General features: G+C 71.3%; 8 protein-coding genes. 2 read left to right on the forward strand and 6 right to left on the reverse strand.

Annotated features, from left to right (window positions below; genetic code table 11):
• Positions 1-4: 4 nt before the first annotated feature.
• Positions 5-1,396, forward strand: a complete 1,392-nt coding sequence (locus tag EF387_RS28925) for a pyridoxal phosphate-dependent decarboxylase family protein (protein ID WP_128379568.1) — start codon at positions 5-7, stop codon at positions 1,394-1,396.
• 199 nt (positions 1,397-1,595) lie between these two features.
• Entirely contained in the window at positions 1,596-3,131 is a 1,536-nt protein-coding gene (locus EF387_RS28930) for an alpha/beta hydrolase (protein WP_128379569.1), read from the forward strand.
• A gap of 189 nt (positions 3,132-3,320) precedes the next feature.
• Here EF387_RS28930 and moeZ read toward each other — a convergent pair whose 3' ends face one another.
• From moeZ to EF387_RS28965, 6 genes are all read right to left on the reverse strand, one after another.
• A complete protein-coding gene (gene moeZ / locus EF387_RS28935) occupies positions 3,321-4,499 on the reverse strand; it encodes an adenylyltransferase/sulfurtransferase MoeZ (protein ID WP_128379570.1) in 1,179 nt (392 codons plus the stop codon).
• Between the two features lie 175 nt (positions 4,500-4,674).
• Entirely contained in the window at positions 4,675-5,634 is a 960-nt protein-coding gene (locus EF387_RS28940) for an NAD-dependent epimerase/dehydratase family protein (RefSeq protein WP_128379571.1), read from the reverse strand.
• 212 nt (positions 5,635-5,846) lie between these two features.
• A complete protein-coding gene (locus tag EF387_RS28945) occupies positions 5,847-7,265 on the reverse strand; it encodes a hypothetical protein (RefSeq protein ID WP_238431759.1) in 1,419 nt (472 codons plus the stop codon).
• Positions 7,262-8,998 carry a DUF3492 domain-containing protein gene (locus EF387_RS28950; RefSeq protein ID WP_128379572.1) on the reverse strand — a complete coding sequence of 579 codons (1,737 nt, stop codon included), beginning with the start codon at positions 8,996-8,998 and terminating at the stop codon, positions 7,262-7,264. The genes EF387_RS28945 and EF387_RS28950 overlap by 4 nt, the downstream gene beginning before the upstream one ends.
• A gap of 300 nt (positions 8,999-9,298) precedes the next feature.
• Complete coding sequence (locus EF387_RS28955; RefSeq protein WP_128379695.1) at positions 9,299-10,903, reverse strand: DUF3152 domain-containing protein; 1,605 nt, start codon at positions 10,901-10,903, stop codon at positions 9,299-9,301.
• Between the two features lie 444 nt (positions 10,904-11,347).
• A complete protein-coding gene (locus tag EF387_RS28965; RefSeq protein WP_128379573.1) occupies positions 11,348-12,331 on the reverse strand; it encodes an alpha/beta fold hydrolase in 984 nt (327 codons plus the stop codon).
• Positions 12,332-12,475 lie beyond the last annotated feature (144 nt).

Below are 12,475 nucleotides of genomic sequence, written 5' to 3' on the forward strand. Positions count from 1 at the left end.
CGCCATGCAAAAAGCGCAATGCGACAACACGTCAGCGAACAAGGCACCCCGCGTCGACCCCCAGGTATGGGCTGACGAGGACGAGATCGTGGAGGCCGCCATCAACTACGCGTGGCGGCGCATCATGCAGGCCCCCGATCCGGTGGCCGGCGCCCGCCCCGCCGCCGACCTCGCCCTCGCGGCCGGCACGGCCATCACCCCTTGGGGAATCGGCGGCGCCGCGGCCCTCAAACTGTTCGACCAAGTCCTGGCACCTGCCACCCGCGCCCAGAACGGGCCGACAAACCTCGCGTACATCCCTGCGGCCCCCACCCGCGCTTCACTCGCCTTCGACGCGGTCACCGGCGCGGCGAACATTTTCGGGGGCACCTGGGAGTCGGGAGCCGGTGCCATTCACGCCGAGAACGAGGCGTTGGCCTGGCTCGGCCAGTTGCTCGGATGGCCCAGCACCGCAGCAGGATGCTTCGTCAGCGGCGGCACCATGGGCAACCTCTCGGCTCTCATCACGGCCCGCGCCGCTGCCGCCGCATCCCGGCCCCGGCCGAGTGACGGCTGGAAAATCGTGTGCGCCGACAGCGCCCACTCCTCGATCAGGTCCGCGGCACAGGCGATGGACATCGCGGTCGTCACCGTACCCGTGGACCAGCGGGGGCACCTCACCGGAGCCGCCGTGAACGCGGTCCTGGACTCCACGACTGGCGTGTTCGCCGTGGTGGCGACCGCCGGGACCACCAATGCCGGTCTGATCGACGACCTCGATGACATCGCCGAGGCGTGCGAACGCCACCAGGTGTGGCTGCACGTCGACGGTGCCTACGGCGGAGCGGGCCTGGCCGCGCCCAGCGTGCGGCACCGCTACTCCGGCATCGAACGCGCCGACAGCTTCATCGTCGATCCTCACAAATGGCTCTTCGCCCCCTACGACTGCTGCGCACTGCTCTACCGGGATCCCGCAGCGGCACGCGCCGCGCACAGTCAGTCGGCGCGCTATCTCGACGCCATCGACCGCGAGGTCCACAATCCGGCGGACCTGGCCCTCCATCTCAGCCGCCGTGCCCGCGGCCTGCCGTTCTGGTTCAGCCTGGCCGTCCACGGAACCGAGCGGTACTCGCGTGCCGTGGAACAAACACTGACCACCAGCCGACTCGTTGCCGACGCCATACGCGCCAGTGACTGGCTACGCCTGATGATCGAGCCCGAGCTGTCCGTCGTCCTCTTCGAACGTCCTGGCTGGAGCCCGCGGGACTACGCGTCATGGTCCGCCCGTGCCGCCGAAACGGGCGCCATGCTGTGCGTGCCGACCCAGTGGAACGGCGCAACGGTTCTGCGCTTGGCCTTCGTCAACCCGGACACCCGGGCCGACGACGTCATCGACACGCTTCGCACGCTCCGCTAGTGCGTGACCGAGGTGGGAAGGCTGCGGCGAGGGGGCGTCCGCCCCAGCGGATGCCCCCTCACGCTGCGGATGCGGGCCGAGGAAACTCGCAGGCCACAGCGTTTTCCACAGGCTGCCGCGGTCGTTTTGGCCGATCCGCCTACTATGGCCTGACTGTCATCCGCGGCACCTCGCGGAGGACTTGCAAGGGGGAGTGCTCATGGTGCGTCTCGTTCGGTGGACGGCTCTGGCCGCCGCCGCGTTGCTGGTGGCCGGCTGCAGCGGCGGCTCGTCGGGCGGCGGCGGGGAAGAGGGGAAGGGCAGGAACGACCGGTCGTCCGTCGGTACGCCGGGGCTGCCCGATTCCTTCACCTCTCAGAAGCTGGACTGGGGCGGCTGCAAGGCCGCCGAGGACGGATCCGCTCCGGGTGGGGACTGGCAGTGCGCCACGCTCAAGGTGCCACTGGACTACGCGAAGCCCTCGGGCGAGACGATCGATCTCGCACTGATCCGCAGCAAGGCCACGGGAGGCTCCCGTATCGGCTCGCTGCTGTTCAACTTCGGCGGCCCGGGTGGCTCCGGTGTCTCGATGATGCCGTCGTACGCCTCCATCGCCGGCGAACTGCACAAGCGCTATGACCTGGTGAGCTTCGACCCGCGCGGGGTCGCGGCCAGCGAGGGGGTGCGCTGCCGCAGCGACAAGGAGATCCAGGCCGCCGAATCGGTGGACGTCACACCGGACACCCCGGCCGAGGAGAGCGCGTACCTCAAGGACGCGGCCGACTTCGGCAAGGGCTGCGAACGCGCCGCGGGCAAGCTGCTGGGGCATGTCTCGACGGTCGAGGCGGCACGCGACATGGACCTGCTGCGCGCTGTGCTGGGCGACCGGAAGATGCATTACTTCGGCATCTCCTACGGCACCGAACTCGGCGGTGTCTACGCCCATCTGTTCCCGAAGAACGTGGGGCGGCTGGTCCTCGACGCGGTGGTCGACCCGACCGCCGACACGATCGGGCACGCCAAGAACCAGGCGCTGGGCTTCCAGCGGGCTCTGAACAACTACCTCGAGTCCACGGGCCAGGATCCCGAGCAGGGCTCGCGGAAGATCGCGGACCTGCTGAAGAAGATCGACGCCGATCCACTGCCGACGACGAGCGGCCGCGAGCTCAGCCAGACGCTGGCCGTCACCGGGATCATCCTGCCGCTTTACAGCGAGCAGAGCTGGCCGACCCTGACCAGCGCACTGCGGGCCGCCGTGAACGGCGACGGCAGCGAACTGCTCCAGCTCGCCGACGGCTACAACGACCGGGACGCCTCGGGCCGCTACGGCACGGCGACGCACTCGCAGCGGGCCATATCGTGCCTGGACGACAAGGAGCGGCCGACGCCCGAGGAAACGAAGAAGCTGCTGCCGCAGTTCGAGGAGATCTCACCCGTCTTCGGGCCCTTCCTGGGCTGGGACACGGCGGGCTGGTGCCACCAGTGGCCGGTGGCCGGACAGTTCGAGAACCCGGATGTGAGCGCGCCCGGTGCGGACCCGGTACTGGTGGTGGGCAATACGGGCGACCCGGCGACACCGTACGAGGGCGCGCGGAAGATGGCCGACGAACTGGGCAAGGGCGTCGGGGTGCACCTGACCTGGAAGGGCCAGGGCCACGGGGCGTACGGCAGCGGCAGCACCTGTGTCGACTCGGCCGTGAACCGCTATCTGCTGGAGGGGACCGCGCCGAAGGACGACACGGTCTGCTCCTCGTAGCCGAACCCACGGAAAGGGGCCCGGCACCTGGGGTGCCGGGCCCTTCCGAAGACGAAGGCCTAGTGTCCTGCGCCAGAAATCCGTCGGTAGATCTGTCTCGTCTCGACGGTCGGATCCCCGGCCGCCGATCAGGCGCGGTGACCGTCGGCGGCTCAGCCGGAACTGCCTAGGAACTTCCGGCGCAGGACACTAGTAGACCGGCTTATGGGGCTCGATCTGGTTGACCCAGCCGATCACGCCGCCGCCCACGTGCACGGCGTCGGCGAAGCCCGCCGACTTCAGAACGGCGAGGACTTCCGCACTGCGGACACCCGTCTTGCAGTGCAAGACGATCTTCTTGTCCTGCGGGAGGCTCTCCAGGGCGGTGCCCATGAGGAACTCGTTCTTCGGGATCAGCCGGGCGCCCGGGATGGAGACGATCTCGTACTCGTTCGGCTCACGGACGTCGATGATGTCGATCTTCTCGTCGGCGTCGATCCACTCCTTGAGCTGCTTGGGAGTGATCGTGGAGTCCGCGGCGGCCGCCTGGGCCTCCTCGGAGACGACGCCGCAGAAGGCCTCGTAGTCGATGAGCTCGGTGACGGTCGGGTTGTCGCCGCAGACCGCGCAGTTCGGGTCCTTGCGGACCTTGACCTGGCGGTACTGCATCTCCAGGGCGTCGTAGATCATCAGTCGGCCGACCAGCGGCTCGCCGGTGCCGGTGAGGACCTTGATCGCCTCGGTGACCTGGATGGAGCCGATGGACGCGCACAGCACGCCCAGGACGCCGCCCTCGGCGCAGGACGGGACCATGCCCGGCGGCGGGGGCTCCGGGTAGAGGCAGCGGTAGCAGGGGCCGTGCTCGGACCAGAAGACGGAGGCCTGGCCGTCGAAGCGGTAGATCGAGCCCCAGACGTACGGCTTGTTCAGCAGCACGCACGCGTCGTTGACCAGGTAGCGGGTCGCGAAGTTGTCCGTGCCGTCGACGATCAGGTCGTACTGGCTGAAGATGTCCATCACGTTGTCGGCCTCGAGCCGCTCCTCGTGAAGGATCACGTTCACGTACGGGTTGATGCCCTTGACCGAGTCACGGGCGGACTCGGCCTTGGAGCGGCCGATGTCGGACTGGCTGTGGATGATCTGGCGCTGCAGGTTCGACTCGTCGACCTCGTCGAACTCCACGATGCCGAGCGTGCCGACGCCCGCCGCGGCCAGGTACATCAGCGCGGGCGAGCCCAGGCCGCCGGCGCCCACACAGAGCACCTTGGCGTTCTTCAGCCGCTTCTGCCCGTCCATCCCGACATCGGGGATGATCAGGTGGCGGGAGTACCTGCGGACCTCGTCTACGGTGAGCTCGGCAGCCGGCTCGACCAGGGGTGGCAGCGACACGGGGACTCCGTTGGTCGGTCAATCACTACGGTTGTTCTCTCCGTAACACTGCCACGCCCTTCTTCATTCCGAGACACCCGTTCCGACCAGCGAGACGGTTTCGTCCCAGTGGCCGGGAAGGTCTGTCAGGGCCGGGTGCGTCTCCGGCGGTCCTCGTGACGGGCCTGGTGACCGTTCAGATCCGGCATGCGGCCTCCATCCAGATATCGGCGAGGGACTCCTCGAGACTGATCCTCGGCCGCCAGCCGAGCCGGTCCCGGGCGGTGCGCACATCGGCCTGCTGCCAGCTGCCGCAGCCGTCCGGATACGGGAAAGCGAGGTGCGTCGCCTGGTCGGATTCGCCGCGAGGGTGGCCGATGGCGGGTCGGCCGGGGCCGGGCGGAGTGTCGAGTTCGTGCAGGGCGCCGCCGTAGCCGGCCACCCTGGCGAGGACGGCGGCGGCGTCCCGCAGGCGCACGGCCCGCCCGGAGCCGATGTTGATGACGCCCTGGGCGGCGGAGAGCGAGGCGGCGTGGACGGCGCGGGCGACGTCCCGTACGTCGATGAAGTCGCGTTGGACGCCGAGGCCGGCGAGTTTGAGGTCGCCGTCGCCGGACTGCATGGCGCGGCGCATGGCCTCGGCGAGCCGGCCGAGCGGGGAGCCGGCCGGGGTGCCGGGGCCGGCGGGTGAGAAGACCCGCAGGACGACGGCGTCCAGTCCGGAGCTGAGGACCAGTTCGGTGGCGGCGAGTTTGCTGACGCCGTAGGGGCCACCGGGGCGGGGTACCGCGTCCTCGGCCGTGGATGAGCCGGGCTGGCTGGGGCCGTACTCGGCGCCGCAGCCGATCTGCACGAGCCGGGCACCGCAGCCGCTGCGTCGGAGTCCTTCGCAGACGGTGGCGACGGCGACGGTGTTGTGCCGGGCGAGTTCGCGGGCGCCGCCTCGGGTGGCACCCGCGCAGTTGACGACGACGCCCGGGTGGACCGCGTCGAGGAAGCGGGTGAGTGCGCCGGGGCTGCCGGTGGCCAGGTCGAAGCGCACGTCCGCGTCGTCGCCCCGGCCGAGCGCGGTGAGCTGGACGGCGGGGTCGGCGAGCAGACGGTCCGCGACGAAACGGCCCAGGTATCCGTTGGCACCGATCAGCAGAACCCTCATCGGGCGGCTCCCGGGGCGGATTCTCCGACACGAGGGGTGATCATCTGGTGTTCTCCTTCGGGGTGTTGCTGTGGGGCGTGGGGGGTGGCCCGCGGTATCGGCCTCGCGGGAGCGTTTTCTGTGGCGGGGTGGCGGTGCGAGTGCTCACGGCGGCGCACCGGCGCGTGGCTGCGCCGTGCGTGCGGGACTGCGGCCTGCGGCTCAGGACCGGGTCACGGGATCCCGCCGGAGGGCGCGTGCGCCGAGGCCCGGGTCAGGCTGCGTGTCGCGTGGACCAGCAGTACGAGGGCTGCGGCCGAGCAGATGGCGGCCGGAATCGCGCCCGCTCCCCACGTGCGGACCGCATCCGTGACGGGGACCGCGACCGCCGCACAGCCCGGGAGGCGGGCGGCGAAGACCGCGGCCAGGGCGATGACCTCGGCCGCACCGGCCAAGGCGAGGGCGACGGCGGGGGCGCGGGTGTGGCCGTGCGCGGACAGCAGGCGCGCGAGCAGCAGTAGTGCGCCAAGGCCGCCTGCCGTGGCATACGCGGGGTCCTCGCCGAGAGTCCTGGCGGTCAGACCGAGCAGCGTGGCCAGCGCGCCCAGGTACAGGGCGAATGTGCCGAGCAGCAGCGGCCATACGGAGGCGGTGAACTCGGCCAGACCGCGGCTGGCGGTCAGTCGTCGGTGGGCGGCGGCCGTGAAGAGAAGGGCGCACCAGGTCGCCGGGGCGAAGGACAGCGTCAGCGCCACGACCGGGGCGACGGAGACCGGCCAGGGTTCGTCGGGGCCGCCGGCGATGGCCTCGCGCAGCAGACCGTCGCCGACGAGGGCGTAGAGCAGGAGCCAGCAGGTCCATGCGGGGCTCGCGGTCGTCGGCCGGGTCGCGTGGAGCGGGCCCCGGCGGAGCGCTGCGCGCAGCGCGAGGGTCACGGCGAGGATGCCGGCGGCGACGACGCCGAGCCGTAACTGTCCATGGGTGAGACGGGCTCCGGCGACCGCCAGGACGCAGAACGCGCCCGGGAGGAGGGGGAGAAGGAAGCGGCCGAGGCGGGCCCCGAAGGACCCCGACGACCGTGAGGCTACGCAATGAGCTGCGGGGAAAGGCGCGGAGGAGGGACGGGAACGGCCGACCGGACTTCCGTCGGTGCCGTCGGCGCTGTCCATGCGGGCGGACGCGGAGTGCGCCGGGCTGTGCGCGGGCTCGCTGCCGCGCGGCACGCGGGCGTACATCTCCTCGGCCAGGGAGAATACATCGCGGTGCCGGAAGCGGGACGCGGTCCGGTCGGTCACGCCCTGTGCCTCGAGCTCGGCCGCGATCTCCAGCGGGTCAACGGCGCGTTCGCAGAGCTCCTTGTGCCGGAGCATCAGGGCCTTCACGGGGTCGACGACACCGGACCCGGCGGCGGGCTCACCCACGCCGGCGGACGCTCGCCCCCGCACGCCCTGCCCGCTCTCGGCGCCCTGCGTGCTGTCCGTGTCCTGCGCGCCCTCCACATTCTGGGCGCCCCTTGCGTTCTGAGCGTCCTCCGTGTCCCGGACACTGACCGTGTTCTCCGCGTCTGCCGCCGCCGCTGATGTGAGCGGCATATCGGCGGCCCGGAGTTCACCCACCTCAGGGATCTCCGTCCTGGACAGTGACCCGCTCATCGTGCTCCCTCCCCCGCCGGGACCGGCTTGCTCAGTGCCCAACTGGGGGTGCGCGCGGGCCGGGCGGACGGTTCGGTCGTCTTCCGGGATCCGAGTACGTGGAGCTCCGCCGGCACGGCGAACGGCTGTGGGTCGACCGCTGTGCCGAGGACACCCTCGTGGACCGGACAGTGCGAGGCGATCTCCAGGTAGATCTCGTCGAACGCCGCCACGTTCTGCTCGACGGTGAAGAGTTCTAGCGCCCGGGCCCGGGCTGCCGCCCCCAGGCGTTCCCGGCGCTCGGGGTCGCGCAGTAACGCCACGCACGCCTCCGCGAGCGCCCGTGGATCGGACGACGGCACGACCAGCCCCGTGCCGCCGATGACCTCCAGCACGGCCCCGACGTCCGTGGAGACCGTCGCACGCCCGCAGAACATGGCCTCGACCAGGCTGATGGGGAATCCCTCGACGGCACTGGAGAGCACTACGAGGGCGCCCGCCGTGTACGCCTCGGCCAGGCCCGGCATCTCCGGTCCGCCGATCTCCTCGAAGGAGACCGGTCGGGCACCGCCCCCGGGACCGCCGGATCCGCCCTCCGCCCCTGCGGAGGGGTCGGGGAAGAGCCGCGCGGCGAGGGCCTTGCAGTGGGCCAGGTACTGCGCGCCCTCCGCCGAGTCGACCGGCGCTCCGATGACGCGCAGCCGGGCCTTCGGCTCCGCGGCGCGGATCTCCGCGAAGGCCTGCAGCAGAGTGCTCAGGTCCTTGGCGGGTTCGATGCGGCCGACCCAGACGAGCGTGTCGGGGTCCGCGCACCCGGTGGACTCGCCGGTGTCCGCGAGGCGGGCCGCCGCCATGCCGGGGTAGACCGTGCGGAGCTTGGCGCGGTCGGCGCCGCATCGCTCCTGCCAGCGGCGGGCGTGGTGGTTTCCGGGGGTGATCAGCACGGCCCGCCGGTACGCCTCGGCGGCGAGCCGCCCGTGAAAGGCGGCGAGCAGCGCGCGCTCCGGCGCACTCGCGGTGGCGGACGCGAGGTAGTGCGCGCGCAGGTGCACGCCGTACTCGGTGACGAGCAGCGGTACGCCGCAGAAGTGGCGGGCCAGCAGCCCCGGGAGGACCGCGGCGCCGCCGGACGTGGCGTGGCAGAGGTTGACCGAGCCGAGGCTGTCGCCGGTGTACCAGTCGAGCGAGAGGGGGCGCAGGGTGCGCTCCACCCGCGCCGCAACGGTGAGGAGTTCCGGCACACGCGCCCTGCGCGCCGCCCGCAGGGCGCCGGGCGCACGACAGGCCCGTTCGAGCGCGGCGACCGCGAGTTCGGAGCGCAGAGCGCCCGTCAGGCCGCCCGTCTCGCGGGCGAGCTCGGCGAGCGCGTACAGGGCCGTGCCGAAACGGTCCGCCTCGGAGCCGACCGTCGCATCCGATCCGGCCCGGCCCCGGTCGGCCCCGAAGAGGTCACCGGGCGCTCCGGCCGCGCATATGGCCGCGGCCAGTTCTCCGTAGTACTCGGTGAACCGTCTGCGGGCGCGGCGTCCGAGAGGTCTCTCCTCGTCCTCGACCGCCCACAGGGGAGCCGTGATGACCCGGCTGACCTGCGGCGGCAGTTCCACCCAGCCCTCGTCCTCCTGTTGCCGACTACGGCTGAGCGCATAGACGTCGAACTCGTGTTGGCCGAGTCCGCGCACGAGCCGGTCACACCAGAGCCTGGCGTCACCACTCGCGTACGGATATCCACCCTCCGTAAGCAGTCCGATACGCATGAGCGCACCCCCGGTCTCCCGTATGGGGCCGCCACCCACCTGGCGGCCCGTCAGCGGGACGAACGTATGCGGACATGAGGGTGGCGCGACGGACGGTTGTCCATCGCGCCACCAAAAGGGGTGAACGGGCGTAACTTTCGCGGGCGGGTCGCGTTCGGGCTCGCTAGAGGCTCACCCGGACGGAGAGGTGTCACGCCCGGCCGATTCCGGTGAGGTTCCACCCGCGGCGCACCATGACATGGTGCGCCGCGGGAGAAGCCGACCCGAGGAGCCAACCGAACGAACCGACCGGAGGAGGCGTCAGTTCCCGGGGAAGGCCCAGGGGTTGGGTCGGCAACGGATCCCGTCATGGTCGAGGAACTTGGTCTGTTGCTGCATGACGGGCGCGAGGGCACCGTCCTTGTTGCAGGTCTCATGGCCGTAGCCGAGCCGGTGGCCCACTTCGTGGTTGATCAGCATCTGCCGGTAGGCGAGCATCGCGTCGCCGTAGGTCTGCGAGCCCTGGGCCCAGCGGTACGCGTTGATCATGACCCGGTCGGTGAGGGCCGAGTCACAGGAGACGTTGTCCTGGGTGGTGTCGAGTTCCGATTTGGCGCACCAGAAAGCAGTTGTCCCGGGGCTCGCCAGGGTGATGACGAAGTCGGGCTTCCCCGAGGAGATCCGCTCGAAGGTGCGTGCGCCGTTGTGGGCCCAGCTCCGGTTGTCGTTGAGGGTCTTCTGCACGGCCTGGGCGAAGAGCTCGGCGTCGAGTCCGAGCCCTTCCTCGACGTCGACGCGGTAGCGGAACTTCTGTCCCCGGCCGGGTGCCGGGTCGAATCCGCCGACCGCCTCGAACGCGCCTGAGCCCGTGAGATCGGCGGCCAGCGGGTACTTCTTCGCCATTTTCTGGCCGTAGGTGAGGGTCACCAGGCGGGCCGGGGAGTTGCTCGGTTCGGGCCGGCCGTCGCTGCGGTCGGCGCTGCCGCCGGCACCGGTCACGCCGCGTTCGCCGCTCGCGGACTGGGGCTGGGTCACGGTCTCGTCGTCGGAGCCGTCGGAGCCGTCGGAGCCGTCGGTCACCTGTCCCGCGACCACGACCGCCAGCACGGTGGTGATGGCGGCCGCCGCGATGCCGGTGTACGTACGGCCTTTTCTCCTGCGCTCCGACCCCCTACCGACCTGGTCGTCGGCCGACGGTGACTCAAGGGTGCGGCCGGTGCGGGACGCGTACGCGTCGGTGCGCATGGCCGTGGCGGCGCCTGTCAGGGCGACGTCGTCGTTCCCGAAGGCGTCGATGTAGTCCTGGCGGGGGCCGTTCCGCCGGTCCCTCGGTGGTATACGCCGTGCCTGCTCCTGCGCCACGTCACGCCGGGCGCCCTGCGCCACGCCGACGCCGGACCCGCCGAACTGACCCCAGCCGCCCCCGTCCTCGTGCTGCTCGGGATGTCCGCCGCGGACGTGCGGGAAGCCGTGGGCGGGGGTTCCGTCGCCGTGGGCGAACTGCGGGACGCCTCCGGGCGGCGTGCCCGGACCGAACTGCGGCACCCCACGCGCGGGCGTGCCGTCCGCCGGACCCGGGACACCGCGCGCGGGGGTCCCGTCGGGTAGCCGCGGGAAGCCATGGGCAGGGGTGCCGTCGGCGAACCGAGGCGTGCTTGCGGCCGACACTCCCTCCGGCACGCGCGGGGCACCGCGCGCGGGGGTCCCGTCGGGAAGCCGCGGGACGCCATGGACAGGTGTGCCGTCGGCGAAGCGGGGCACGCCGCTCGCGGGCGTTCCGTCGGCCTGCCGGGGAAAACCGTGAGCTGGGGTGCCGTCGGGGAGCCGGGGAAAACCGTGGGCCGGAGTGCCGTCCGCGAAGTGGGGAACCCCACCCGTCGGCGCTCCACCGGCCTGCCGGGGAAAACCGTGGGCCGGGGTTCCCATTGCCTGCCGGGGGAAGCCCTGGGCGGGCGTTCCGCCGTTGTACCTGGGAAAACCGTGGGCCGGAGTGCCGTCCGCGAAGCGGGGAGCGCCACCCGTCGGCGCTGCGTCGGACTGCCGGGGAAACCCGTGGGCCGGAGTGCCGTCCGCGAAGTGGGGGACCCCACCGGTCGGCGCTCCACCGGCCTGCCGGGGAAAACCGTGGGCCGGAGTGCCGTCCGCGAAGCGCGGAGCGTTGGGCGGACGTGCCCCTTCCGACACCCGGGAAAACCCGTTGGGAGTGCGCTCCGGCAGCCGGGGCAAGCCGTGGGACGGGGGTTCGGCCGCCGTCCCGGGCGCCCCGCGGGAGGCCTTGCCGGCCGCTGCACCGCTCTTGCCTGATCCGCGACGGCGACTGTGACGTCCCACGACCCGCCTCAGCTCCCCGCGTCCTCGATGTCGGATTGATCAAGCATGTTCGTTCAGTGCCTCATTCAACCGGAGTGTATCCGCCATGAGTTCACGGAAGGCGGTTGCCACGGTCTCCGGGTATTCCATCATCGCCACGTGTCCGGCGTCAGGCATCGTCAACAGCCGCGAGTCGCGGAAGTGGCGTGCGGCACGCTGGGCCATGCGGTAGGAGACCAGCTGGTCCCGGCAGCCGTAGATGAGCAGGGTCGGCGCCAGCACCCGTTCGGCCTGCCGCCACAGCCCGTGCTGGCCGCCCAGGGTGTACGCGTTGACGATGCCGCGCGCCGAGCGGGCCATCGCGTCCCAGAAGTACGGCAGCCGCAGCCGCCGTTCCATCTCGTCGACCGCGTGCCGGAATGCCTCCGGGGTGACCCGGCCCGGGTCCCCGTAACAGAGTGCCATGACTCCGCGGACGCGCTGCTCGGCCGTCCAGTCCTTGGTGAGCCGGGTGAACAGGCCCGCCACTCCGGGCAGAGCCAGCAGACCGGTCGGCACGGCGGAGCGCTGCACGAGGATCTCCGGGAGCGCCGGTGAGACCAGCGTCAGCGTGCGCACCAGGTCGGGGCGGACGGCGGCGACGCGGGTGGCGACCGCGCCGCCCATCGAGTTGCCGAACAGATGCACGGGACCGCGGTCCTGCGCATCGAGGTAACGGATGACCGCGCGCGCGTGCCCGGTGATCGAGTAGTCGCCGTCGTCCGGCGGCGGCGAGTCACCGAAGCCGGGCAGGTCGACGGCCTCGGTGTCCACCAGGCCGTCGAGCAGCGGCATCAGGTCCGACCAGTTCTGCGAGGAGCCGCCGAGGCCGTGCACGAACAGGGCGGGCGGCAGCCCTTCGCGCGCCGGCGGTCTCGACCGCACGGTGAGTGTGACCCCCGGCAGCCCTACCGACCGCAGTTGCTCCCCGTCCGCGACCCTGACGGTGCTCACCCTCGGCGCGACGGTTGCGGCCAGGACGGAAGGGAGTTCGGTCGAAGACATGCGGCAATGTTACGAGACGATCACGTAGTGGCTCATGTGTTCGCGCTCACACGCGAGGCTCACAAGACGGGCCTGTTTGAACCCCCGGAACGCGGAACCCAGAACGGGACCGGATCGCAATGGCATCCGGAACGGGTGTCTCCT

This window comes from Streptomyces cavernae, assembly GCF_004023625.1.
GTDB lineage: Bacteria > Actinomycetota > Actinomycetes > Streptomycetales > Streptomycetaceae > Streptomyces > Streptomyces cavernae.

Bases quoted from the DNA above. Each gene is read 5' to 3' on its own strand.
- EF387_RS28925 (WP_128379568.1), top strand. From the start codon at position 5: ATGCAAAAAGCGCAATGCGACAACACGTCAGCGAACAAGGCACCCCGC.
- EF387_RS28950 (WP_128379572.1), bottom strand. From the start codon at position 8,998: ATGCGTATCGGACTGCTTACGGAGGGTGGATATCCGTACGCGAGTGGT.
- EF387_RS28945 (WP_238431759.1), bottom strand. From the start codon at position 7,265: ATGAGCGGGTCACTGTCCAGGACGGAGATCCCTGAGGTGGGTGAACTC.
- EF387_RS28955 (WP_128379695.1), bottom strand. From the start codon at position 10,903: ATGGGAACCCCGGCCCACGGTTTTCCCCGGCAGGCCGGTGGAGCGCCG.
- EF387_RS28940 (WP_128379571.1), bottom strand. From the start codon at position 5,634: ATGAGGGTTCTGCTGATCGGTGCCAACGGATACCTGGGCCGTTTCGTC.
- EF387_RS28965 (WP_128379573.1), bottom strand. From the start codon at position 12,331: ATGTCTTCGACCGAACTCCCTTCCGTCCTGGCCGCAACCGTCGCGCCG.
- EF387_RS28930 (WP_128379569.1), top strand. From the start codon at position 1,596: ATGGTGCGTCTCGTTCGGTGGACGGCTCTGGCCGCCGCCGCGTTGCTG.